General features: G+C 58.8%; 22 protein-coding genes. 7 read left to right on the top strand and 15 right to left on the bottom strand.

What is annotated here, in order from left to right; translation table 11 throughout:
* The first annotated feature begins 256 nt into the window (after nt 1-256).
* Nucleotides 257-670 carry a peptide-methionine (R)-S-oxide reductase MsrB gene (msrB, locus tag ROR01S_RS12450; protein ID WP_004860809.1) on the top strand — a complete coding sequence of 138 codons (414 nt, stop codon included), beginning with the start codon at nt 257-259 and terminating at the stop codon, nt 668-670.
* Nucleotides 671-714: 44 nt separating this feature from the next.
* Nucleotides 715-993 carry a YeaC family protein gene (locus tag ROR01S_RS12445; protein WP_004860812.1) on the top strand — a complete coding sequence of 93 codons (279 nt, stop codon included), beginning with the start codon at nt 715-717 and terminating at the stop codon, nt 991-993.
* A gap of 224 nt (nt 994-1,217) precedes the next feature.
* Here the strand turns inward: ROR01S_RS12445 and chiD are convergent, their stop codons facing one another.
* The 4 genes from chiD to sppA form a co-directional block, all read right to left on the bottom strand.
* Nucleotides 1,218-2,471: a chitinase ChiD gene (chiD, locus tag ROR01S_RS12440; RefSeq protein WP_004860814.1), complete on the bottom strand. Its 1,254-nt coding sequence runs from the start codon at nt 2,469-2,471 to the stop codon at nt 1,218-1,220.
* 194 nt (nt 2,472-2,665) lie between these two features.
* Nucleotides 2,666-3,307, bottom strand: a complete 642-nt coding sequence (gene pncA, locus ROR01S_RS12435; RefSeq protein ID WP_004860817.1) for a bifunctional nicotinamidase/pyrazinamidase — start codon at nt 3,305-3,307, stop codon at nt 2,666-2,668.
* A gap of 9 nt (nt 3,308-3,316) precedes the next feature.
* Complete coding sequence (gene ansA / locus ROR01S_RS12430; protein WP_015584600.1) at nt 3,317-4,333, bottom strand: asparaginase; 1,017 nt, start codon at nt 4,331-4,333, stop codon at nt 3,317-3,319.
* Nucleotides 4,334-4,736: 403 nt separating this feature from the next.
* Nucleotides 4,737-6,590, bottom strand: a complete 1,854-nt coding sequence (gene sppA, locus ROR01S_RS12425) for a signal peptide peptidase SppA (protein WP_064359534.1) — start codon at nt 6,588-6,590, stop codon at nt 4,737-4,739.
* A gap of 165 nt (nt 6,591-6,755) precedes the next feature.
* On the opposite strand from sppA, the gene ROR01S_RS12420 reads away from it, so the two are divergent.
* Nucleotides 6,756-7,307, top strand: a complete 552-nt coding sequence (locus ROR01S_RS12420) for an NAD(P)H nitroreductase (protein WP_004860825.1) — start codon at nt 6,756-6,758, stop codon at nt 7,305-7,307.
* A 55-nt stretch (nt 7,308-7,362) separates the two neighbouring features.
* On the opposite strand, the gene phoC is transcribed toward ROR01S_RS12420, so the two are convergent.
* Nucleotides 7,363-8,109 (bottom strand): acid phosphatase PhoC, encoded by a 747-nt coding sequence (gene phoC / locus ROR01S_RS12415; protein ID WP_004860829.1) that lies wholly within the window; start codon nt 8,107-8,109, stop codon nt 7,363-7,365.
* 343 nt (nt 8,110-8,452) lie between these two features.
* The gene (locus ROR01S_RS12410; RefSeq protein WP_004860832.1) at nt 8,453-9,382 is read right to left on the bottom strand and encodes a DUF7916 family protein; all 930 of its coding nucleotides are present in this window, start codon (nt 9,380-9,382) and stop codon (nt 8,453-8,455) included.
* A gap of 338 nt (nt 9,383-9,720) precedes the next feature.
* Here ROR01S_RS12410 and ROR01S_RS12405 point away from each other — a divergent pair, with 338 nt between their 5' ends.
* From ROR01S_RS12405 to ROR01S_RS12395, 3 genes are all read left to right on the top strand, one after another.
* Nucleotides 9,721-10,470, top strand: a complete 750-nt coding sequence (locus ROR01S_RS12405) for a GntR family transcriptional regulator (RefSeq protein ID WP_004860836.1) — start codon at nt 9,721-9,723, stop codon at nt 10,468-10,470.
* A 301-nt stretch (nt 10,471-10,771) separates the two neighbouring features.
* Nucleotides 10,772-11,815: a selenide, water dikinase SelD gene (gene selD, locus ROR01S_RS12400; protein ID WP_004860839.1), complete on the top strand. Its 1,044-nt coding sequence runs from the start codon at nt 10,772-10,774 to the stop codon at nt 11,813-11,815.
* A 4-nt stretch (nt 11,816-11,819) separates the two neighbouring features.
* The gene (locus tag ROR01S_RS12395) at nt 11,820-13,772 is read left to right on the top strand and encodes a DNA topoisomerase III (RefSeq protein WP_015584599.1); all 1,953 of its coding nucleotides are present in this window, start codon (nt 11,820-11,822) and stop codon (nt 13,770-13,772) included.
* Nucleotides 13,773-14,845: 1,073 nt separating this feature from the next.
* On the opposite strand, the gene gdhA is transcribed toward ROR01S_RS12395, so the two are convergent.
* Together gdhA and ROR01S_RS12380 are read right to left on the bottom strand one after the other, a co-directional pair.
* Complete coding sequence (gene gdhA, locus ROR01S_RS12385) at nt 14,846-16,189, bottom strand: NADP-specific glutamate dehydrogenase (protein WP_004860851.1); 1,344 nt, start codon at nt 16,187-16,189, stop codon at nt 14,846-14,848.
* 269 nt (nt 16,190-16,458) lie between these two features.
* Nucleotides 16,459-16,869, bottom strand: a complete 411-nt coding sequence (locus tag ROR01S_RS12380; RefSeq protein ID WP_064359565.1) for a pyrimidine (deoxy)nucleoside triphosphate diphosphatase — start codon at nt 16,867-16,869, stop codon at nt 16,459-16,461.
* An 86-nt stretch (nt 16,870-16,955) separates the two neighbouring features.
* Here ROR01S_RS12380 and ROR01S_RS12375 point away from each other — a divergent pair, with 86 nt between their 5' ends.
* Nucleotides 16,956-17,579, top strand: a complete 624-nt coding sequence (locus ROR01S_RS12375) for a CDP-alcohol phosphatidyltransferase family protein (protein WP_044349466.1) — start codon at nt 16,956-16,958, stop codon at nt 17,577-17,579.
* A 5-nt stretch (nt 17,580-17,584) separates the two neighbouring features.
* Here ROR01S_RS12375 and ROR01S_RS12370 read toward each other — a convergent pair whose 3' ends face one another.
* The 7 genes from ROR01S_RS12370 to ROR01S_RS12340 form a co-directional block, all read right to left on the bottom strand.
* Nucleotides 17,585-18,892 carry a sulfurtransferase gene (locus tag ROR01S_RS12370; RefSeq protein ID WP_032717261.1) on the bottom strand — a complete coding sequence of 436 codons (1,308 nt, stop codon included), beginning with the start codon at nt 18,890-18,892 and terminating at the stop codon, nt 17,585-17,587.
* Nucleotides 18,893-18,979: 87 nt separating this feature from the next.
* The gene (locus ROR01S_RS12365) at nt 18,980-19,612 is read right to left on the bottom strand and encodes an ATP-binding cassette domain-containing protein (protein ID WP_004860866.1); all 633 of its coding nucleotides are present in this window, start codon (nt 19,610-19,612) and stop codon (nt 18,980-18,982) included.
* On the bottom strand, nt 19,612-21,147 hold the full coding sequence (locus ROR01S_RS12360; protein ID WP_064359533.1) for an ABC transporter permease subunit: 1,536 nt from the start codon (nt 21,145-21,147) through the stop codon (nt 19,612-19,614). Before ROR01S_RS12360 ends, ROR01S_RS12365 begins: the two co-directional genes overlap by 1 nt.
* Complete coding sequence (locus tag ROR01S_RS12355; RefSeq protein WP_048024445.1) at nt 21,120-22,289, bottom strand: ABC transporter substrate-binding protein; 1,170 nt, start codon at nt 22,287-22,289, stop codon at nt 21,120-21,122. The genes ROR01S_RS12360 and ROR01S_RS12355 overlap by 28 nt, the downstream gene beginning before the upstream one ends.
* Nucleotides 22,290-22,299: 10 nt before the next feature.
* The gene (locus ROR01S_RS12350; RefSeq protein ID WP_004860876.1) at nt 22,300-22,866 is read right to left on the bottom strand and encodes a carboxymuconolactone decarboxylase family protein; all 567 of its coding nucleotides are present in this window, start codon (nt 22,864-22,866) and stop codon (nt 22,300-22,302) included.
* Nucleotides 22,866-23,573, bottom strand: coding sequence for a TVP38/TMEM64 family protein (locus tag ROR01S_RS12345; protein WP_064359532.1), 708 nt, complete (start codon nt 23,571-23,573; stop codon nt 22,866-22,868). Before ROR01S_RS12345 ends, ROR01S_RS12350 begins: the two co-directional genes overlap by 1 nt.
* Nucleotides 23,560-24,198 (bottom strand): TVP38/TMEM64 family protein, encoded by a 639-nt coding sequence (locus tag ROR01S_RS12340; protein WP_015584591.1) that lies wholly within the window; start codon nt 24,196-24,198, stop codon nt 23,560-23,562. The genes ROR01S_RS12345 and ROR01S_RS12340 overlap by 14 nt, the downstream gene beginning before the upstream one ends.
* Nucleotides 24,199-24,242 lie beyond the last annotated feature (44 nt).

Here is a 24,242-nt window from a genome sequence, read left to right as displayed (position 1 = left end):
CAATCATTGCGACAAATCAATCCTGAGCATACCTTTGCTCGAATGTTTTGCCTCACTCTCCCTTTGAGCCCAATTCCATATTGGGGCCGCGCCCGGAATTTTAAAGGGCGTTAAAGATAAAAATGTGATGTTAGTCACAATTATCTGGGCTGCCTTTTGGCATCGAATAAGTTTAGAACAAAAGTCCACGCTTCATTGTTAATGTTTTGTTAGAATCGAGGCGTAAAGTTGTCCTTTCACAGTGAGAAGCAAGCACATGGCGAATAAACCCTCCTCAGACGAGCTCAAAAAAAATTTGAGCGAGATGCAGTTTTACGTGACGCAGAATCACGGTACTGAGCCGCCGTTCACCGGACGACTGCTCCACAACAAACGGGACGGCGTCTACCACTGCCTGGTGTGCGACGCGCCGCTGTTTCACTCGCAAACGAAGTATGATTCAGGCTGCGGCTGGCCGAGCTTTTACGAGCCGGTGAGCGAGGAGGCGATTCGCTATCTGAACGATTACTCTCACGGTATGCAGCGCACTGAAATTCGCTGCGGAAACTGCGATGCGCATCTGGGACATGTATTTCCCGATGGACCGCAGCCGACGGGGGAGCGTTTTTGCGTCAATTCGGCCTCATTAAGCTTCAATGACGACGATAATGGCGAGCAGATTAAAGGTTAAAGAAACGATTCAGCAAATTATTCCAGTGCGGAGTTGAGCGGACCATGGAAATCGAGCAAATAATAGACAGTATGACGCCGGAAGTGTATCAGCGCCTGGCGACGGCGGTGGAGCTGGGAAAATGGCCGGATGGTGTGGCCTTAACGCCCGAGCAGAAAGAGAACAGCCTGCAGCTGGTGATGCTCTACCAGGCGCGGCATAACAGCGACGCGCAGCACATGACCATCGACACCAACGGCCAGATGGTGATGAAGAGCAAGCAGCAGCTGAAAGAAGATTTTGGTATCGCGCCCAAGCCGATTGCCACGCTGAAGATGCAGTGACGGGACGGACTGATGCCCGCAGGGGTTAACCCTTGCAGGGCCTGTAGTTGGATTAAGCAGGCCCGGTAATCCTTGCAGGGCCTGTAGTTGGATTAAGCAGGCCCGGTAATCCTTGCAAGGACCTGCGGCTGGATTTAACAGGCCCGGTAAGGCAACGCCGCTACCGGGCAAAGTTGTAGCCTTCGGGTGGGCGCCGCTTATCTCACCCGACGGCCGATCGCCGATTAATGTTTAATCCCAAGCGATGTCGCGAGCTGCTTCGCCAGCTGATTGTGGTCATCGGCGCCATACTCCCAGAACATAGCCCCCGCCAGACCTTTTTGCTTAATGTAATCAGCCTTTATCGCCACCGAACGCGGATTCTCGTACGACAACGCGAACAGCGCTTTGCCGTCCGCCGACTGGATCGACAGCCACGGTACCTTCGCCTCATCATCCCAATGTTCGGTAAAGCGTTTTTGCGGGTCGTTAAGCATTTTGTCGACGATGTCGTTATATTTCACGTACGTGTCTTTCGTCAGATCAAAACCCAGCGATGAAAACAGGGCGATTTGCTGTGGTCCGAACCACGGCTGAGTGACGGGATTTTTTTGCGCATCCGGCTTCGTCCAGTCGATACCCGGCTCAAGGGCGCGTTTTGGCACCCGGCCATAGAAGCCAATCCCCAGGTTCATCTGGCTCGGTTTTAAACCGGCGGCGAGATAGTTATTGACCACAAAATCGGCGCTGTACTTATCCGCAGCCGCGACCGTCGGCCAGCGGGTTGAATCATACAGGTTGGCGTTGAAGTACTGGGTTCCGTAGGCCATGTCGTAGGTCATCAGGTTGATATAGTCGAGCGACGGCGCAATCGCTTTAATATCCACCCAGCTTTTCGGGCTCTCGGCGTTAGCGCCCACGGCGATGGTCACCAGTTTCCTGCTACCAAAAGCCGCGCGCAGCTCTTTCAGTAAGGCCGTGAAGTTATCGCGATCGGCCGGTTGGCTGGCGACCAGTCCCCAGGCGCCATTGACCGGATACTCCCAGTCGAGATCGATGCCATCCAGACCATACTTTTCAACAATCTCCTGCGCGGACTGAATAAACACCGCCCGGGTTTCCTTCGTCGCCGCTGCGCCGGAGAATCCGCGAGCTCCCCAGCCGCCGACGGAAAGCAGGACTTTCAGGTTCGGGTTCTGCTGGCGCAATGTCGGGATTTTCTGCAGGTCAGCCTGTACTTTCGGCGACAGCCAAATCTGATGCAGCTTGCTGGCATCTTTTAAAGCGTCATTGGTTTCGTCTTTTTCGTCGTTATAGACCAGACCAAACGAGTAGTTGAGATGGGTTATCTGCCGAACGTCCAGCTTATCGATATCGCCGCCGGGACCGGCAGTGACGTCACCGCCGCCGTTAAAGTAGCCGACGGACATCAGGGCGCTGGCGGAGACCACGGAAGCGCAGAGCAGGGGGAATGCTGCCAGTAAAGGCAAAAGCTTCATATCAGATCCTCTTTGACTTAAAAAGTGACATTGAAAAACAAACACGCCACGTAAATGGCGTGGCGAAAAAACAACGCGTTAACACTACCAGCGATAGGGCGTTGAATCTGCGAGTCAGCTCAATTTATAGTCAAAGAGAAACGCGGGAAAATGGCCCGAGGCGGCGGCTTCGGGCACAAGTTCGGGGACAAGGCTTAGGCCTGAGTTTCCAGCCAGTCGTCGAGGGTGTACAGCGTAGCACCCGCGGCGGCCATCTCCATAAAGGCGTGCGCGCTATCCTGCGGCTGGAGGTTGACTCCGCGGCAGCCGTCGGTAATCACGTTGACGGTATAGCCGAGGTTCAGCGCATCCAGCACGGTGAATTTGACGCAGTAATCGGTTGCCAGCCCAAGAATGATCAGATCGGTGATCTCGCGTTGGCGCAGCCACTCGTCAAGCCGGGTTTTTTGCCGATGTCCATTGTCAAAAAAGGCGCTGTAGCTATCGATGGCCGGATTTTCCCCTTTATGAAACACCGCGGCAATCGCCTGCTGCTGCAACAGCGGATGCAGCGCCGCACCTTCGCCGTTCTGCACGCAGTGATCGGGCCAGAACGTTTGCACCAGGCCATCGAGCTGTCCCTGGGTATAAGGTTCGACCTGGTGCTGGCTGGCGAAGCTGCCATGGTTTGCCGGGTGCCAGTCCTGGCTGGCGACGACGGTTTCTCCGCGGGCAAGACAATGGTCGATCAATCGGTTGGCGATATCGATTGTGCTATCACCTTCCGGTACGGCCAGCGCGCCGCCCGCGCAAAAATCATTTTGTAAATCGACCAGCAGTAGTGCGCGATTCGTCATCGGTTCTCCTTACTCATCGGGGGTCAGTTCGCCACGCAGGTTTTCCTGCATCAGGTTGCGGATCTCATCGACGCTCAGGTTCTGACTCAGCAGGTAGTGTAGCTTGGTCAACGTGGCCTCAACGGTCATATCAAAACCGCTGATGACGCCCGCCTGGGCGAGGGCGTTACCGGTGGCATACCCGCCCATATTGACCTTGCCGGACATGCACTGGGTCAGGTTGATGACCACGATCCCGCGCTGGCTGGCTTCCGCCAGAACCTGAATGAACTCGCCATTTTGCGGGGCGTTGCCGACGCCATAGGAGCGCAGAATCAACGCTTTCACCGGCTGACGCAGGAAATTACGTACCACATCGGCAGAAATGCCCGGATAGATCGTAACGACGCCAATGGGTTGTGGCGTGATGGGATGCACAACCAGCTCGCCGATACCCTGTGGGGCTGGCGGTGTACCGAGGCGACGAATGTGGATCCCGGCTTCCAGTAAAGGCGCCAGATTGGGGGAGGCGAAGGCATCGAAACCATCGGCATGGGCTTTGGTCGTGCGGTTGCCGCGATAGAGACGATTATTGAAGAACAGCGCCACTTCATTAATCGGGTAATTAGCGGCAACGTACAAGGCATTCAGCAAATTGATCTGCCCGTCGGAACGCAGTTCGGCCAACGGGATTTGTGACCCTGTCACAATAACCGGTTTGCCCAGATGCTCCAGCATGAACGACAGCGCTGAGGCGGTAAAGGCCATGGTGTCCGTGCCGTGGAGGATAACAAAGCCGTCGTACTCGTCGTAATGCGCGCGGATGTCGTCGGCGATGTGCTGCCAGTCCTCCGGCGTCATATCGGAAGAGTCCATCAGCGGTTCATATTCATGAATCGTAAAGTCCGGCATCTCCGGACGGTGGAACTCAGGCATCAGCGCCAGCTGACGCTGCAGGTGGCCGGAAACGGGGATATAACCGTGTTCTGAGCGCTGCATACCGATGGTCCCACCGGTGTAGGCAACGTAAATCGATTTCTTTTGCATATCATCGCTTAGGTTGTACGTAGACAGGCGCAGTATAAGGTGACCGCTAAAAAAATACAGCGCAATCCCCGTCATACTTCACGTTGCAGGTGCGTTGGCCGCGCGTGTTTACCCCGGTCACATAGCGGACTATGCTCCCGGGGATGCACCCGCTTGCCGCCTGCCTGGAACTCGAATTATTTAGGGGATACCCGTCATACTTCACGTTGCAGGTGCGTTGGCCACGCGTGTTTACCCCGGTCACATAGCGGACTATGCTCCCGGGGATGCGCCCGCTTGCCGCCTGCCTGGCACTCGAATTATTCAGGGGATACCCGTCATACATCAGGTTGCAGGTGCGTTGGCCGCGTAGTGTTCCCCCGACAACATTGAGTTGTCGGGGGAACTGGGCTGCATGAAGGAATTAGCGGATATTGGCGCAGGTTAAGCAGAATGCGTAGCGGTTCTGCGGATCGTTGAACGCGGCGAGCTTATCGCTCTCAGCCTTGACGGCATTGGCCGCGGCGGCAACCGGCGCCGGCAGCCAGGCCTGCAGTGCCGCTGGCAGCGACGCGCGGACCGAACCGGTCAGGTTATCGATCACCATCGAGAAGAACGTCGGCTCTTCCTGATAGTAGTTGATGTGCCACTGTTTCAGCTTCGCCAGCTCCGCGGCTTTTGCCACCGCGTCATCAAAGTCGCCCAGGCTATCGACCAGCCCGTTGGCTTTCGCATCTTCACCGGTCCAGACATGGCCCTGGGCAATCTGGTCGATTTTCTCCGGCGTACTGTTACGCGCGTTGGCCACCAGCGTGATAAAACGTTTGTAGCCGTTTTCGATGCTCAGCTGCATCAGCTGCTGAACTTCAGGCGGCAGCGATTTGGTGGTTGATACGTCCGCTAGCGCCGACGTCGCCACGCCATCGGTATGGATGCCGATCGAATCCAGCGTATTTTCGACGGTGTTAATGACGCCGAAGATGCCAATCGAACCGGTGAGGGTGCTTGGGTTGGCGACGATATAATTGGCCGGCGTGGAGATCCAGTAGCCGCCGGAAGCGGCCATGCCGCCCATGGAAACCACCACCGGTTTACCCGCGGCTTTTGCTGCCGCCAGCTCTTCACGAATCACTTCCGAGGCGCTGACGCTGCCGCCCGGGCTGTTGACGCGCAGAACAATCGCTTTCACCTTCGGATCGAGGCGGGCATCGCGAATCTGCGCGGCGGTGGTGTCTCCCCCGACGTTACCCGGCGTCTCTTCGCCGTCCATGATCGCGCCGTTAGCGAAGATCACCGCAATGGTGGCGCCCTGCTCGGACGGTGTTTTCACGCTGTAATCGTAATAGCTGATGGCGCGATAGTTATTATCCGCTTTGCTCCAGCCGAACTGTTTAGTCAGCGCCTTCTCCACGTCGGTGGCGGTGCCCAGCTCATCAACCAGCTTGTTGTTCAGCGCGTACTGCGCCGTATCGCCATCCACTTTACGCAGACCATCAATCAGCCCCTGAGCGCCAGGGAACAGCTGCTGAGCCGTGATTTGGCGGTTAGCGGCGATGGTATTGAGGTAGTTTTGCCACAGCTCGCCAATCCAACGGCTGTCGGCTTCCCGGGCGGCAGGCGACATATCGTCGCGAATAAACGGCTCGACCGCCGATTTATAGGTCCCGACGCGGAAAACGTGGGTGGAGACTTTCAGCTTGTCGAGCAGCGATTTGTAATACAGGCCGTTGGTGGCAAAACCGTGCAGATCGACATCACCCTGCGGCGAAAGCCAGATTTTATTGGCGAAGCTGGCCAGATAATACTGCCCCTGGCTGTAGCTGCTCCCCACGGCATACACCGGTTTGCCGCTATCGCGAAATTCGCGCAGCGCCTTACCGATATACTGCATCGAAGGCTGATCGCCGCCGGCAAAATTTTTCAGATCCAGCACGATACCGGTGATATTGCGGTCATCTTTCGCCTGGCGAATAGTCTGTACGATATCAAACAGCGAGTTTTCCTGGAGACGATCGGAACTGGCCCCAAAGAGCTGACGACCGATCACGCCGAGTTTGCTGCTGGCGGACGGTTTATCGACCACCACGCCGGTTATATCCATCAGCAGCGCGCCGCGAGCGGTATGTTCCGTGGTGGTGCTGCTGAACTGTGCCCAGATACCGACACAAACCAGAACCAGCAACAGGAAAACCAGGTTCAGTGCGAGCTGGCGAATAAAGTTGAGTACCCGCCATGTCCATTTAAAAAATCCGGCGAGCAGCCGCCAAAGAGTTCGCATGTATTCTCCCTAACATTGTTAAAAATGGGCTAACCGCATGAGTTGCCGCGTCTGGTTATCCTAAAGAGACGGCTGGCGGTTGTCAGCAGGAATCACCGGTCGTGCTGTAACAAAATTCCTGCGCATGTTAATTTTATGAAAAATGACATCACAGGAGTCACATAGATGGATGCTCTCGAACTATTGATAAACCGCCGCAGCGCTTCTCGTCTTGCCGAGCCGGCGCCGACCGGTGAACAACTGGAAAACATTCTCCGTGCCGGACTGCGCGCCCCGGATCACGGGACGCTGCAACCCTGGCGTTTCTTTATTATTTCTGATGAAGGCCGTGAACGCTTCAGTCAACTGCTGGAGAAAGGGGCGATTGAGGCCGGGCAGGATGACAAAGGCATTGAAAAGGCCCGCAGTGCACCGTTCCGCGCCCCGCTGATTATCACCGTCGTCGCTCGCTGCGAAGATCACCCGAAGGTGCCGAAATGGGAGCAGGAAATGTCGGCCGGCTGCGCGGTGATGGCCATGCAGATGGCGGCGCTGGCGCAAGGCTTTAACGGTATCTGGCGCAGCGGTGCATTGACCGAAAGCCCGATCGTCCGTGAAGGTTTTGCCTGCCGCGAGCAGGATAAAATCGTCGGTTTTCTCTATCTGGGAACGCCGCAGCTTAAAGCCTCAACCACCGTTTCTCTGCCGGACACCGCGCCGTTTGTGGTCCGTTTCTGAGCAACATCGCGTAAGCATAGCCCGGCAGGCGTGAACCGCCGGGCTGTCGCGTCGACTATTTCTGCTGTTTCGCAAACTCGTCTTTGGCTTTTTGCAGCTGCTGCTGGAAGGCCGGATTGGTATGCAGGGTGGCAACCACCGCTGAGCCGACAATCCGCGCGGCGTCAACATCGCTCTGCCAGTGGTAACCGCAGATCACCCGACTTTCACCGAGCTCATAGCCGCGTTTGAGAATCTCATTCTGGCGCTGCGGGTTGATTTCAGCCAGCACCAGGGCGGTAGCCCAGCCGATAGAGGTGTGTCCGGAAGGGTAGGAGCCGTTTTTCGACAGCTTATCCTGTTCGGTGGTATTGCAGGTGGACACGCCGTAGAAGGCAAACGGACGAATACGCATATACTTCTCTTTCGCGCCCCGGGTCGCCAGATCGCCCGCGTCTTCAATCATATTGGTGAGCAGCTTGTGGAGCGCCGGGGCGTCTTTTTCGGTGATCGGGGAGCCGAATGCCGCGGAGAAGGCGTTGGCCACGCCACCCGCGCTCAGGTTGGCATCCTCTGCTGCCAGCTTGCCGCGGGCGGTGGCGCGCAGCAGACGGCCTTTCTCATACATCGCCTGATCGTTTAAAAACGCAATGCTGCCCACTTCCGGCGGCGGCGGGAGCAGCGCCAGGCTGTCAATGGCCTGGGCATTTTTCAGATAGTAGAGATCGGGCTTAGTGGTGGCATCATTCCCGGCGGGAACCAGCGCAAAGGCGCTAACCGAAAAGAGACTGGCAAAGCAAAGGGCGAGTACACGCTTTTTCATCAGGATATCCTTATTGTGGTGGAGAGGAACAATGGCGCGAAACTGACGCAAAGTTAACGAACCATTGTTTTGCTGAAATCAAGAGCCTGTCTCAACAGGACGATTTTGCTGGTCATTTTGACCCGGGGCGTGCTCACAACGATGTATCTTTGAACGCCTTTCAGGGCCGCCCGAAGGGGGAGCGCAGCGAAGACTCACGAACGACCTGTACGCCGTGGTTTCACCGCGGTCCCTGTGCAAACTGCCTGTGCTATAACGCCTGCCGGGACAGGCTCTACACTCTCTCATTCGGCGCGTTTTTCTGTGCCGGATGAGAGACGACTCAGGTACCGATGATACCTGTTTACCGATAAACCGAACGCGCGATGCGGGTGTAGGTATGCCTGACCCCGCGAATAGCAATACTGTAGGCCAGAATATTCTCCGGTAATGCCATCCCCATATAACCCGTATCGCCAATATGGTGCAGGTCGGCGCCCGCCATTTTACTCATCAACGCTATCTGACGAAGGGTGCCGACATCAGCGCCTTCCTGGGAGGTCCCAATCGCCGTCATCGCCAGCACGCCATGCGCATGCGCAGTATCGATAAGCGATGCCACACGTTGCTGACTCATTCCCGGTATCGTGCCTGGGGCCGGGAGCAACACAATATCCGCCCCCTGGGCGGCGAACCAGATAACATCCTGCTCGCTGATAATGCTGCTGCCGCTTTCGCGCACCACTCCCGCACCGTGCATTTTCCCGGTGATAATCACCGCGCTGTCGCCCACCGCCTGGCGAATCTCTTCGGCCGCTATCCCCAGCGCCCGGTTGCTGACCCCGTTAGCCGGGTTGCCCGTTAACACCAGAATTTTCGCTCCCATCGCGACCAGCTTACGGGCATTGTCAGCCGTTGCCGAGCGCCCCGGTCTCATTTTCCAGATATCGTCATGGGCAACCGCAAATTCCGGATCTACCGCCTCCAGATTGACACCAATAATACGCCCGGTCAGGCGCTGCAGTTCATGCAACGTTTTGTCCGGTGCGATATCGGCAGGCAACCCCTCAATATGCGGGTTTTCACTGTCAAACATATTAATCAGCAAGATATCCGCACCCTGCGATGCGGCAAGCTCGGCATTGGTGACATTGTTCAGCAATGGCTGAGTGATGGCGATAGATTCGCTGACCATTACCCGACCTTCGCTGGCGCGAATGGCATACAGCAGCTGCTCTTTATTCATCGATACAAAATCGGAGGCACAGCAGTCCAGCAAGCGTTTAGTTTTCATCGGGATATGCCTCGTTGCTGAATTCGTACTCTGATTTTACCTGCGGCCTGGGCAGGCACTATCCGCGCCTCGACCCGTCGCTGGATGCTGGCGAAAAAAATTCCCTGCATAAATTCACCTCAGTCGTCATCGGCCATCTTTGGTTTAATTAAAACTAAACCACTTGTGTACCATTAGTGAACCATACTGAATAAAAAGAGATCCTGACTACGACAAAATGGCCATTTTGTGATCTGAGAGGCTTTTCTCTGCGTCTGATTTGGGGATGACAACGATCGATTATTGGTTAAGAATTGGTTCACAGGAGCTGGACCAGTCACCACTTGCGCAGAGAGACGATGAACACAACTTCGCATCCCGGGTTTTATCTCGATGAATCCAGCGCGTTGCCGCTGTATATGCAGCTGGTTAACGCCATTAAGTCAGCCGTTGCTGAAGGCCGGCTGCGTCCAGGCGATGTTCTGCCGTCAGAACGGGCGCTGGTAGAGATGCTGAAAATTGCGCGAGGCACAGCCCGAAAAGCATTACAGCAGTTGCTGGAGGAAGGGGTTCTGATTCGGAATCAGGGGTCCGGTACCTTCGTGGCTCCGCAGGTGCGCCAGTCCCTGCCGTCGCTGGAAAGTTTTAGTGAAATGGCGGCAGCGAGCGGAGGCACAGCGCAAAGCGAGCTGGTGGGATATCTGCGGCGGTTAGCGACCCAGGAGGAGCGCCGCGCTCTGCAACTGACAGACGGTCAAAGTGAAATTGTCGAGCTGACCCGGCTGAGGAAAATTAACGGTATCGCCGTTTCCCTGCAGACGGCGGTTTTGCCTGCGCATCTGCTGGATAAAATCAGCGAAATGGATGAATCGTTATATCTGCACCTGGAGACAAAAGGCTCACCGGTGCTGCGGGCAACTCAGCATTTCCGGGCCGTATCAACGGACAGTCAGCTGGCTTACTATCTGAACATCAAACAAGATGAGCCGCTTCTGCTGGTGACCCGGATCGGCTTCACCTCCGATGACAGGCCCGTGGAATACACCCGGACCTGGTGCCTGAATGATTACTATGATTTTACGCTTGAGCTACGTCGAAAAGCGCCATAGCGGCTCGCTGCCGCTTGCTGGCAGGCGGGCCCGTTGAGTGTGAGAGCGGGGCAGGATCCCGGGCGAAGAATCTGACGGTGGCCGGCGCTGATTTTATCGACCCGCCGCTCCGCATTTTGTCTATCTTTAGCCATGCCGGACTTTCAGCAAAAGTGAAGATGGCGAGGTAATGCGGCTTGTCCATCGCAAAATCGTCTATTTGTCTGCTTAATGAGCAACCATTCGCGATTTCGGACTGTCATACTTACCACCTTGGCGTTTGAGCGCTACCATAGCGGGATTGCAATGACAGGAGATGTCCATGAGCGAGCAAACTATTCGTTTAACGCAATACAGCCACGGAGCCGGTTGTGGTTGTAAAATTTCCCCTAAAGTACTGGAAACCATTCTGAAGAGCGATCGGGCGAAGTTTATCGACCCGAACCTGCTGGTGGGGAATGAGACCAGTGATGATGCGGCGGTTTACGACCTTGGCAACGGGACGTCCATCATCAGCACCACCGACTTTTTTATGCCGATAGTCGACAGTCCGTTCGACTTTGGCCGTATCGCCGCCACCAACGCCATCAGCGACATTTTCGCGATGGGCGGAAAACCGATTATGGCGATTGCCATTCTTGGCTGGCCGATTAATACCCTGGCGCCGGAAATTGCCCGCGAAGTTGTGGAAGGCGGGCGTTTTGCCTGCCAGCAGGCGGGCATCTCCCTGGCCGGTGGCCACTCGATTGACGCGCCGGAGCCGATTTTCGGTCTGGCGGTCACCGGCGTGGTGCCGACCGAGCGGATCAAGAAAAACAGCACCGCCGAGGCGGGCTGCAAACTCTATCTCACCAAGCCGTTAGGCATTGGCGTGCTGACCACCGCAGAGAAAAAATCGCTGCTCAAACCGGAGCACCAGGGGCTGGCGACGGAAACCATGTGCCAGATGAACCTCGCCGGCGCGGCCTTTGCCACCATCGGCGGCGTAAAAGCGATGACCGACGTCACCGGCTTCGGCCTGCTGGGCCATCTGAGCGAAGTGTGTCGCGGGGCGGGTGTTCAGGCGCTACTCAATTACGCGGATATCCCGAAACTGCCGGGCGTTGAAGAGTACATTGCCGCGGGCGCCGTTCCCGGTGGCACCGGGCGCAACTTTGCCAGCTACGGCCATCTGATGGGCGACATGCCGGCGGCGTGGCGCGATCTGCTGTGTGACCCGCAAACCTCCGGCGGTCTGCTGCTGGCGGTGACGCCGGAAGCGGAAGCCGAAGTGCGCGCCGCAGCCGAAGAGTTCGGCATTAAGCTTGCCGCCATCGGCGAGCTGGTGACCGCACGCGGCGGACGTCCCATGATCGAGATCCGTTGATTACATGCGGTTGTTTATTGCGGAAAAACCCAGTCTCGGTCGCGCAATCGCCGACGTGCTCCCCAAACCGCATCGCAAAGGTGATGGCTACATTGAGTGCGGTAACGGGCAGGTGGTCACCTGGTGTATCGGCCATCTGCTCGAGCAGGCTCAGCCGGACGTCTATGACGGGCGCTATGCGCGCTGGAATCTGCTCGACCTGCCTATTGTGCCGGAGAAGTGGCAGCTGCAGCCCAAACCGTCGGTCACCAAACAGCTCAACGTCATCAAGCGTCTGCTGGGCGATGCGCAGGAGGTGATTCACGCCGGTGACCCGGACAGAGAGGGGCAGCTGCTGGTAGACGAAGTTCTCGACTATCTGCAGCTGGCGCCAGAAAAGCGCCAGCAGGTTCAGCGCTGCCTGATTAACGATCTCAACCCGCAGGCGGTGGAGCGGGCGATTGCTCGTCTGCGCGCCAACAGCGAGTTTATTCCGCTGTGCGTTTCGGCCCTGGCCCGCGCCCGCGCCGACTGGCTGTACGGGATTAACATGACCCGCGCCTATACGCTGCTCGGCCGCAATGCCGGCTACCAGGGGGTGCTGTCGGTCGGGCGGGTGCAGACGCCGGTGCTGGGGCTGGTCGTGCGGCGTGATGAAGAGATTGAGAATTTCGTCGCCAAAGATTTCTTTGACGTCAAGGCGCATATCGTGACGCCGAAGGATGAGCGTTTCGTTGCCACCTGGGTGCCGAGCGATGCCTGCGAACCGTATCAGGATGAAGAGGGGCGTCTGCTGCATCGTCCGCTGGCCGAACACGTGGTGGCGCGCATTGAGGGTCAGCCGGCGCGGGTGACCGCCTACAACGATAAGCGGGATTCTGAGCCGGCGCCGCTGCCGTTTTCGCTTTCGACGCTGCAGATTGAGGCGGCGAAGCGCTTTGGTTTTAGCGCGCAAAACGTGCTGGATATCTGCCAGAAACTGTATGAAACCCACAAACTGATTACCTATCCGCGTTCGGACAGCCGCTATCTGCCGGAGGAGCATTTTGCCGGTCGGCATGCGGTTCTTAATGCCATCGCGGTTCATGCGGCGGATCTGCTGCCGCAGCCGGCGGTTGATCCGGAAATCCGCAACCGCTGCTGGGACGATAAAAAAGTGGATGCGCACCATGCGATCATCCCGACCGCCCGCAGCAGCCAGGTGAAACTGTCCGATAACGAAGAGAAGGTGTATGGCCTGATTGCCCGCCAGTATCTGATGCAGTTCTGCCCGGATGCGGTCTTCCGCAAGTGTCAGATCGATCTTGATATTGCCAATGGCAAATTTGTCGCCAAAGCGCGTTTCCTCGCCGAAGCCGGCTGGCGCGCGCTGCTGGGTAACAAAGAGCGGGATGAAGAGAACGACGGTACCCCGCTGCCGGTGGTGGCCAAAGACGACGAGCTGTTGTGTGAAAAGGGCGAAGTGGTGGAGCGGCAAACTCAGCCGCCGCGCTATTTTACCGATGCAACGCTGCTGTCGGCGATGACCGGGATTGCTCGTTTTGTGCAGGATAAAGAACTGAAAAAAATTCTGCGTGCGACCGACGGTCTGGGTACGGAGGCGACCCGCGCCGGGATCATTGAACTGCTGTTTAAGCGGGGCTTTTTAGTTAAAAAGGGGCGCTATATTCACTCCACCGATGCCGGACGTGCGCTGATTCACTCCCTGCCGGAGATGGCTGCCCGGCCGGATATGACCGCTCACTGGGAGTCGGTACTGACGCAAATTAGCGAGAAGCAGTGCCGTTATCAGGACTTTATGCAGCCGCTGGTCGCCACGCTTTATCAGCTGATTGAGCAGGCCAGGAGTACGCCGGTGCGTCAGTTCCGCGGCATTGTCGCGCCGGGAGGCGCTAAAAAGAGTTTCAGCAAAGGTAAAACCAAAGCTAAAACGAAAGACAAGAAGCCCGCTGCGGACTCCGCCGCGGAAAATCCATAAAAAAAACCGGTCTTCCGTAATGCCGATCGTTTAAGGGTCGGCAGACCGATCCGGCAGAGGTGTAAGAATCGGTCATCTCACGGAGATGACCGATTCTTATGCGGCGCTGTCAGGTTTTCAATATATCTGCAGGAGTTTCTGTCCCGTCGTTCGCTATTAAGCCAGGGATGTCGTTTTACGCTGGTTTGCGCGAAAGGGGGGGAGCATATTCTGGAGTATGTGTTCTGGGGAGTATTCCGTTCACTTTTGTGGCATGTTCCGTTCACGATAAATTCGACACTTTTCTCATACCCGCTGCGGGGTAACGGCATGGGGGGCGTTTCGCTCGCCTCCGATGCCCCCCGGCATTGCGCTGAAAACGGCCGTTGCGCGGTATGCTCCACTCCGGCTTCATCTGGCGGACCGGGCGGGACTCAACCTCCCTGTCTCGACCTGCCCTCTGGCCGCCTTATTCGTCCCAGCCATGGGACTCACCCGCCGGGGCCAAACGCTGACGTCGTTCAAAAACGCTCCGGGCGTTTTTGTCCTGCGGCCAGTCCTCGATGCGCCCCTGCGTTTTCGCCCGTGTTCCTGACGCGCCTTAACCCCCGCGCTGTCCTCCCGTGGCCGTCACGTTGCGATATCCTTGCTGAAGGTTTTTCAGCGGCGGAATGGTCAGCATGGAATAACAGGACATGCCGCAGGGGGCTGGCGCGGCTGAAAATCGCTGAGGCGCAGGCGGCTGGCGGAGGCAAGCCTTACAGGGCGTCCCCGAACAGCCAGACGGCGGAGACGAAGGTATCGCGTCGCGACGATTTTTCCTGCCGCAATGCCGGGTTCCCGGGGCCGGGCGAATCCGGCCCTGGGGCGTTCACCTGCAGCGCAGGAAACAGAAATATGGTGAACGGAATATTCCCCAGAACATATGTTCCAGAGTGCGAAGCCCCTTTCACGCCAGCCACCGTTTACCGGCTCGCCCTGGTCGGCGATAAACCAAAAAAAGCGGGTCACCTTTCAGTGACCCGCATGACGGGCTTCCGGGGTTGCCGCTCATCCCCGGACGTCAGGGGACGACGGCAGGGAACCACGACGTCTTAAATGACGCCCTGCGCCAGCATGGCATCGGCCACTTTGACGAAACCGGCGATATTGGCGCCGCGGACGTAGTTGGTCTGCTGCGCTTCGCCGCCGTATTCAACACAGGCGTGGTGAATATCCAGCATGATGTGATGCAGGCGGGCGTCGACTTTCTCCGCCTTCCAGCTCATACGGGCTGCGTTCTGCGCCATTTCGAGGCCAGAAGTGGCGACGCCGCCGGCGTTCGCGGCCTTGCCAGGGGCGAACAGCACACCGGCATCGAGGAACAGATCGGTGGCGGCGATGGTGGTCGGCATGTTAGCGCCTTCGGCAACGGCCTTCACGCCGTTAGCGATCAACAGACGCGCCGCATCGGCGTCCAGTTCGTTTTGCGTGGCGCAAGGCAGCGCGATATCCACGGGAACGGACCACGGCTGTTTGCCTTCAAGGTAGGTCAGACCAAACTCGCGGGCGTAGTCGGCAACCCGGCCGTCGCGGCTGGCTTTGATTTCGCACAGACGGGCCAGTTTTTCCGGGGTAAAGCCAGCTTCATCGACAACGGTGCCGCTGGAGTCGGAGGCGGTGATCACGCGGGCGCCGAGGGCCATCGCTTTTTCGATAGCATACTGCGCCACGTTACCGGAACCGGAAACCGCGACTCGCATCCCTTCGAAGCCCAGGCCGTGACGCTTGAGCATCGCGTCGGTGAAGTACACCAGACCGTAGCCGGTCGCTTCCGGACGAATCAGACTGCCGCCGAAGGAGAGCCCTTTGCCGGTGAACACGCAGGCGCTGTTGTTGGAGAGTTTACGCATCATCCCGGCCATAAAGCCGACTTCACGACCGCCCACGCCAATATCGCCTGCCGGAACGTCGGTGTCCGGGCCCAAATGGCGATACAGTTCGGTCATCAGCGCCTGACAGAAGCGCATCACTTCACCGTCGCTCTTACCTTTCGGATCGAAGTCGCTGCCGCCTTTTCCGCCGCCCATTGGCAACGTAGTGAGGGCGTTTTTAAAGGTCTGTTCAAAGCCGAGGAACTTGAGAATCGACAGGTTAACCGACGGGTGGAAACGCATGCCGCCTTTGTACGGGCCAATTGCCGAGTTGAACTGCACGCGCCACGCGCGGTTAACCTGAACCTGATTGCGGTCGTCGACCCAGACGACGCGGAACTGAATAGCACGCTCTGGTTCAACCAGACGTTCCAGCAAAGAGAGCTGGCGATAGCGCGGGTTTTCCTCAAGGAAAGGCCACAGCGTGGTCATAACTTCGCGGACGGCCTGAGCAAACTCGGTTTGATGCGGGTCGCGCTGTTGAACGCGGGTGAGAAAACTTTCCAGAGTGCACATCTGATCCATAGATATAATTTCCCCTTATGGTTGTGGTTGCATGTATACGCGTCACGTTGCAGATTGCTTCGCTGCCCGCTTCGGGAGCGCTTCTGCGGCCGCCCGATGCAATCTGAATGATTTTGTATTTCTTTTTTTATTATTCGGCCCTTGAAAAGACCGATTTTCCGACTATAACACCGGGAATCGTTAGGCAAGCAAGGAAAAATTATCCAGACAGCAAAATTTATAATCTGGCGTCAGTCATAACTAAAAACGATGACGCCAGTGGCAGGGAATTAGCGGGGAAGATCGGCGGCGCGTTGGGCAATAAACGCGTTCAGTAGCGGAATATCTGCCGGAGCAAGGTCGAAGGCGAGCGCCTCTTGCGGCGTGCACCAGCGCAGCTGACGGTGATAGTGGGCGGCGGGAAGGCCGCTAAAGCGCGCCACCCACCAGGCGTGCAGGTGAATCAGGCGGCCGGAGACCTCCCGTTGATGGCTGGCGATATAGCGCTCAACCTCCGCCGTGATGCCGAGCTCCTCCTGCAGCTCGCGGATAAGCGCCTGCGGCTGGCTCTCGCCGGGCTCCACTTTGCCGCCGGCAAATTCCCATAGGCCGGGCTGATCGGCATGGGGCGGGCGTTGCGCCAGCAGAATTTTGCCATCCTGTTCAATAATGGCGGCTACAACATCAAGCGTTTTTTGCATCTGAATCATCGTTCCGGGCAGGATAATGGCCTATTATCACCGCCTTTATCTTTGCCAGACAACCTTTAGCCCATCGGAGATATGCTGTGCTCGATAGTCATCTGCATCCTCGCCTGAAACCCTTGCTCAATGTTTGCGCCGCGCGGCTGGAGCGCCTCGGCGTCTCTGCCGACGGCGTGACCCTGACGGGCTTCGCCATTGGTGTTCTGGCGCTGCCGTTTCTGGGGCTTCGTTGGTACGGGGCGGCGCTGGCGGCGATTGTCGTGAACCGGCTTCTCGATGGCGTAGATGGCGCGCTGGCGCGTCGCCGCGGGTTGACCGACGCGGGGGGATTTCTCGATATCTCCCTCGACTTTCTGTTTTATGCCCTGGTACCGTTTGGGTTTATTATCGCCGATCCGGCGCAAAACGCCGTGGCCGGGGGCTGGCTGCTTTTTTCTTTTATCGGAACCGGCAGCAGTTTTCTCGCCTTTGCCGCGCTGGCGGCAAAACATCAGATAGCCAACCCGGGCTATGCGCATAAGTCGTTTTACTACCTGGGAGGATTGACGGAGGGGAGTGAAACCATCCTGCTGTTCGTGCTGTGCTGCCTGTTTCCCGCATATTTCGCCTGGCTGGCGTGGTTGTTCGGCGCGCTCTGCTGGCTGACCACCGCCACCCGTATTTACAGTGGCTACCTGGCGCTGAAGCAGCTTCAGCGCCAGGCATAACGCGGTTACTGGCTGTTATCCGGGCCGCGCACGCCGGTTTGCACCGGGTTTTTCGGGTCGCTGCTCCACTCGTACCAGCCGCCATCGTACACCGAGATATTTTTCCAGCCCATGGCGCGGGCGTACATAAAGGTCTCTGAGGCGCGCCAGCCGGTGCCGCAGTAGAAAGAGACCTGCTGGTCGGGACGAATATTCCACTGTCGCCACATGGCGGTGATATCCTCCGCGCTGCGCATGGTGCCGTCCGGGTTGTGGAAGTCTTCCATGTGGGTGGAGTCGCTCCCGGCGTGCCCCCAGCGGGCGCCGGCAATCTCGCCTTTTGGCTTGATATAGCTGTAGCCGCTGGTGGTGCCGATAAACTCCGGCCAGGAACGGATACTGACCAGCGACGCATCCTGACGATGCAGCAGCGCGCGCGCCTGCTCCATATTCAGCATCAGCTGCGGCTGGCCGGGAATCGGCGCGCCGAAGTCAGGCGCCGGTTTTTGTTCCGGCGGCATGCCGCGTTCCACCGGCAGACCGGCATCGGACCAGCTTTTCCAGCCGCCGTCGAGCAGACGCACGTCTTTCACCCCGGCGTACAGCAGAATCTGCGCCACGCGGGCGGCGGCGTAGACGTCGCGACCGTAGAGAATCACCGTGGTGTCATGACGAATGCCCTGTTTCGCCAGCAGTGCTTTCAGCTGGGCATCGGAGACCTTATTCCACAGCGGTTCGCTTTCGACCTCGTTGGTGTCGATATATCCGGCGCCGGGAATATGATTCAGCAGATAGAATTTGGGCGCGCCCCAGGCGGCTTCAATCACTTTCCACTGTCCGGCCGGAGCGGCGGTCACCGCTTTACCCTGCTGGAGATCGTGCAGCCACTGCGGGTAAACCAGCTGCTCAAAGTGCGGCAGTTTTTGCAGACGTTCGGGGTGACTCAGCGCATCGCTAAGGGTACTGAGATGGGTAAACCCGGCGGCCTGCAGGCGTGCGGCGACTTTCGCGTTGTCTGTATCGCTGCCGTACAGCGCAACGGGGGTATCGGCCCGCAGCTGATGCTGTTGGGCCCACGCGCTAAGCTGTTCATCGTTCATGGCGCTGAGCCAACTGGCGGAGAGATTCAGCGCCTGCGGTTCGTGACCCTGCGGGCCGTTAGCCTGTTGGGGCCAGCCGTTGTAGAACGCGCTGAGGCGTGTATCAATCGCGATACCGTGCTGCTGTTGGAGCGCGGAGAGCGTCAGCGTTGGCATGGTTTCAGCGGCGAAGGAGGGGGAAGCAGCAAGCCCGATCAGCAGGGCGAGTGCGGTCAATTGAGAAACACGTTTCATCGAAATGCCCGACAAGAGAAAATTGAGCGCACATTTTCCGCTGCCTCCGTGGGGAATTCTTTGCGATAACGCAGGTTAGCAGGGTTTTCATTGCCAGTCGCGGATATTCAGACAGCGGCCGCGGTCGGGAATATCGCCACTGTCGTGGGTCACCAGCACCGCCGGAATGGCGAGGCGCGCCAGCTCATCAAATACCCAACGGCGAAAACCGGCGCGTAGTTCGGCATCCAGGCGGTTAAACGGCTCATCCAGCAGCAGTGCCAGCGGGCGCGCCAGCAGGGCGCGGAGCAGGCTGACGCGGGCGCGCTGGCCGCCGGAGAGTGTCGCCGGATCGCGGGAATAGAACCCGGCCAGCCCGGCCCGTTCCAGCGCCTGCTGCACCTGAATTTTGCGCGCCGCGCCGCGGATGTCGGCCGGCAGCGCCAGCAGCAGGTTTTGCCCGACGCTGAAGTGGTCGAACAGCAGCGCATCCTGAAATAAAATCCCAATCCGCCGTCGCTCGGTGGGGCGTTCATCGCAGCGTTCGTTGTAGAGCCACAGTTCGCCGCTGGCGTGAAAAGGGGCCTCCAGCGCGCCAATCATCCAGGCGAACAGCGTAGATTTGCCGCTGCCGGATGGCCCCATCAGCGTCAGGACTTCTCCCGGAGAAACGGAAAAGGCGATTTCCCGCAGCAGGGGACGATGATGCAACGTCAGGGTCAGATTGTTTACGGTGAGCACTAGCGTAATCCTCGTCGATAGCGGCCAGCCAGCCATGCCAGCAGGGCGGTCAGGGAAAAGACCATCGCCGGTAGCAGCAGTTGCCATAATGCCTGCGCGGCGAGCGTTTGCGTATCGCCGCCGCTGCTGAGCGCTACGGCTTCGCTGGTTAATGTCGGCGTCCGGCCGGCCCCCAGCCACAGGGTGGGCAGATACTGGGCAATGCTTACCGAGAAGCCGACCGCCAGCGCCATCAGCAGCGGGCGCACCAGCATCGGAAGTTTTACCCGCCAGACGCGTTGCCAGCGTCCCCAGCCAAGGGTTCTCGCGACCAGTTCCAGACGCGGATCGCGGTGACGCCACGCCGGACGCAGAACAAACAGCATCCACGGAACCACCCACAGCAGATGGCCCCACAAGACGGTGGCAAATTGCCCATCCTGCCAGGTATACAGCGCCAGTTGATACTGACCGTCGGCCAGCGGCAGCGCGGGCAGAACCAGCGGTAGCCAGACCCAGCTATCGCCGCGGGAAGGACCGCACTCCAGCCACAGCAGGCAGACAAGCGCCCCTGCCAGAGAGGCGAGAAGCGCCAGCCCCAGGCTGTTCGCCAGGCTATCGCTTAGCGGAGAGGCGCTCTGCGCCAGCGCCGCCAGCAGCAGCGCGCAAAGCAGGCCGCTCAACGGCAGGCCGATTGCCAGCAGCCGTCCGGCAAGCGCGCGCGGCTGCGGACGACGAATGCCTCGCAGGTCAGGGATCTGTCGCTGCCAGAGACGCCATCCACCCCAGGCGCAAACAAGCATCCCTCCCAGGATGAGCAGCAACAGCAGGCTGGCGAGGGCACCTTTCGCCTGCTGCATATCATCACCCTGGTTTAACCATTGCCAGGCGAGTACCGCAAGCGTAGGCGGGTTGCCCGGGCCGATCACCAGCGCGACATCCACCGTCGACAGGCTCCATGCGGTGGTGGCCACCAGAACGATAGCAAGTGAAGGCAACAGCGTCGGCAGTATCAGCCAGTTGAGACACTGCCAGCGGCCGTATCCCTGGCTTTTCAGGACCGTAGCCTGCTCGGCCAGGCGTTTTTCGCTCAGAAGACCGTAGATCGCCCACAGCAAAAATCCGCTCTCTTTGATGGCCATCGTCAGCCCCAGACCAATGCCGTAGCGATCGGCCGGCGGGGAGCAAACGGAACAGACGCGATACAGCCAGCCGCCTTCGGCGAAAAGGAGCAGCGCGCCGGTGGCAAAGGCGACGTGGGGCACGGCTAACAGGAGCGGCAGGCGTCCCGCCAGCTGCCGCCAGCCGCGGGAGGGCCAGAGCGCGGCGACGAGAGTCAGACTTATCAGCAGCGCGCCGCCGACCGCGAGGAGCGTGGAGATCAGGGTCGCTGCCAGCGCCTGCCAAATCTGAGGATCGGCGAACAGCGCCTGCCAGCAGGCGAGGCGGAACGCCGGCGCGAGCATGAGCGCAATGGCCGGGAAGACGGGCAGGTAAATCAGCGCCATGATTCCCCAGGCCAGCAGAATCAGTGGGTACCGTAACGGCGCAGCCATTCCTGCTCCAGGGCATCAACCCAGGCCGCGTGGGGTTCCGCCAGTACCGGCGGCGGGTTCTGCGGAGCCCGCGCCTGCAGGGCCTGGCGCTGGTCGTCGGGTAAGCTCTGCGGGTTCAACACGCTGGGGTCGCCCCACACCGCCGGATCGGCTTTACGCAGCTGCGCCGCCGGGGAGAGCAGGAAGTTGGCCACCACTCTGGCGCCCGCCGGGGCGCGCGCATTGGCTGGAATGGTCACGAAGTGCACATTGCCGAGCATCCCGCGCTCAAAACCAAAGCCATAGCTGTCCTTCGGCAGCTCGCCGCTGACCGCTTTTTGCCGGGCATGCAGCGGGTTAAACGTCAGCGACAGCCGAAGCGTACCGGTTGCCAGCATGGCATCCATGCGGGCCGGCGAGGCCGGGAAGTCGCGCCCCTCCCGCCACAGCAGGGGATGAAGCCGGTCGAGATAGCGCCACAGCGGTGCGGTGACGGCGGCAAACGTCTGTGGCTCCGGGGGGCGACGCAGCGCTTCCGGGCGTTCCGTCAGAGTCATCAACAACTGTTCGAGGAAGGCGGTACCGGTAAAGTCCGGCGGACGCGGATAGGTGACCTCGCCGCGATGCGCGGCGGCAAAGGTCAGCAGCGCCTCCGGGCTGTCTGGCGGCGTCGGCGTCTGCGTACGTCGGGCGATAAAGGTGAGCTGCGCGCTGCCCCACGGGGACTCTGCGCCTTCGGTCGGCAGGGAGAAATCTTCACGCACCGGCTGGCGGGTATCAACATAGCGCCAGTTTGGCAGCGTCTCCGCCCATCCGGTTTGCAGCAGGTTGGCGGTTTTCAGGGTACGGAAGTTCTCGCCGTTGACCCACAGCAGATCGACGGAGCCATGATGCTTGCGCCCGGCGCGGGCTTCCGTTTGCAGGCGCTTTACCGTATCTGCGGCATCGGCGATATGCACAATGCGCAGGTCGATAGCATAGTCGCGTTTCACCTCCGCGCTGACCCAGTCGAGATAGCGATTTACCGCCGGGTCGCCGCCCCAGGCATTAAACCACACCGTCTGTCCGCGGGCCTGGCGGGCGATCTGTTGCCAGCTATCGTCGGCGTGAGCGGCAAGCGGGGCCCACAGCAGCGCCGCGAGCCAGAGTAAACAGTAGCGCATGATCCGCTCCTTATGATTTGGTGTCTTCTGAAGAGGTTGGCTGAGGGATCTGGCACAGGCCCTGAGCCGGGATCGCCATGGCGGAATTAAACCGTGCCGACAAATTTTGTAAGCCGATCAGCGCCGTGAGTTCGGTCAGGGCCTGGGCATCAAATCGCGCCATGAGTTTGCCGCGCAGCGCATCGTCGACGGTTGGCGGCGTAAGGCTGGCGGCTTCGGCATACTCCAGCGCCAGACGTTCGTCTTCGCTGAACAGCGGGCTCTGGCGCCAGCGGACGACGGCGAAGAGCTTCTCGGCGCTGCCGGTGCGTTCAGCCAGCTTCATGCTGGTGATATCCACGCAAAATTCGCACAGACACATCTGAGCGATGCGGGCGCTGACCAGCGCGCGTAGCACCGGATCAAGGGGCGAACGCTTGCGTTCAAGATAGCCGACAAACATCGACACCAGATAAAAGACCAGCGGAATACGCCCCCACCAGCGAATAGGGCTAAGCACCTCGCCGTAGTGGCGACGATGCAGCCAGGCCTGCGGGCGCAGGATCAGGGGGATGGTACGCAGCGGCGGCAACCTCATCAGGATTTCCTCTTATGACGTTCGAGATAGCAGGCTTTAGCAATAAAGATAATCAGCGTCAGCGCAAACAGAACGGATAAGGCGGTCATAAACCAGAATGTCCCGCCGGTTAACTGGCTGCCCACCCACGAGTACACTATCGTGGCGGGCAACTGGCCGATGCCGGTGGCAAACATAAACTGGCGAAAGCGAATCGACGTCAGACCCGCCGCATAGCTGATGGGATCAAAGGGGACAAATGGCAGCAGCCGGCAGATCAACACCGTCTGGTGGCCGTAGCGGTCGAAGAAAGCGTCCATACTGCGCAGCACCGTTTTTCCGGTCAGCTTCTCAACCGCTTCACGGCCCAGCACCCTGGCGATAAAAAAACACAGCGCGGCGCCGGCCATGGCGCTGACCCAGGAAAGGGCACCGCCCCAGAAGGCGCCAAACAGCGACGCGTTTGCGAAGGTGATCAGAAAGGCGGGGAGCGGCGCCACGACAGCCTGCAGGATCATTAAGGCGAAAGAAACCAGGGCCGCCTGCGGACCGTAGGCGTGAATAAAGCGCTCAATGGCGTGCTGATCTAAGGCGGAAAAAACCGCCAGACTGTGCTGAATAAACGCATTCACGGCGGGGATACGCCACCAGGCGACGAGCCCGGCCACGACAATGAGGATCAGCGCCGCGCGAGCGTACCAGATGAGACGGGCGTTATTTTTCTTCATGGCTAACCTGCAGTTTGTCGGGATCGATCTGCCGCCGCCGGGCAAAGATTTTGGCGCCCTGAATAATGCCAAATAAGGCGAGGCCGGCCAGACTCAGTTTCAGCATAAACCCCAACGTAATGCCCTCTCTGGCGAGTTCGCTCGCCATCAGGGTATAGATAAACAGCCCTGGCAGGGTTGTCAGGACCGAGATCAGCATAAATGAGCCGAACGGAATGGCCGTCAGACCATAGGCATAGTTTTGAATGTTGTACGGAAACAGCGGCACCAGGCGGGTAAAAATCAGGAAATCAGTACCGCTGCGGGCAATACCACGTTCAATCGCCTGAAAGGTCGCGGTATGTCCGGCATATTTCAGCAGCAGATCCCGACCCAGCCAGCGGGCCAGCAAAAACGAGAGCGCCGAGGCCACCGTGGCCGCACACAGCGATAACAGGGTGCCCCATACCGGGCCAAAGACCACGCCTCCGACCATCACCAGGATACTGCCCGGAATCAGGCACAGGGTCGCGACGATAAATAAGGCAACATAGAGCGTCCAGCCGAGCGGGCCGCTGTGTTGAATCAGCGACTGGAGATGGCGGAAGTGGGTCACCAGATCGGCAAAGCCGGAGAAGGAGATCATCGCCAGCGTGGCGCAGAGCAGGGCGAAAATCAGCAGCAGCCGGG

Source organism: Klebsiella ornithinolytica NBRC 105727 = ATCC 31898 (assembly GCF_001598295.1).
Classification (GTDB): domain Bacteria; phylum Pseudomonadota; class Gammaproteobacteria; order Enterobacterales; family Enterobacteriaceae; genus Klebsiella; species Klebsiella ornithinolytica.
The sequence above is the reverse complement of the archived record's forward strand: the minus strand, read 5'-3'. Positions and strand labels throughout refer to the sequence as shown.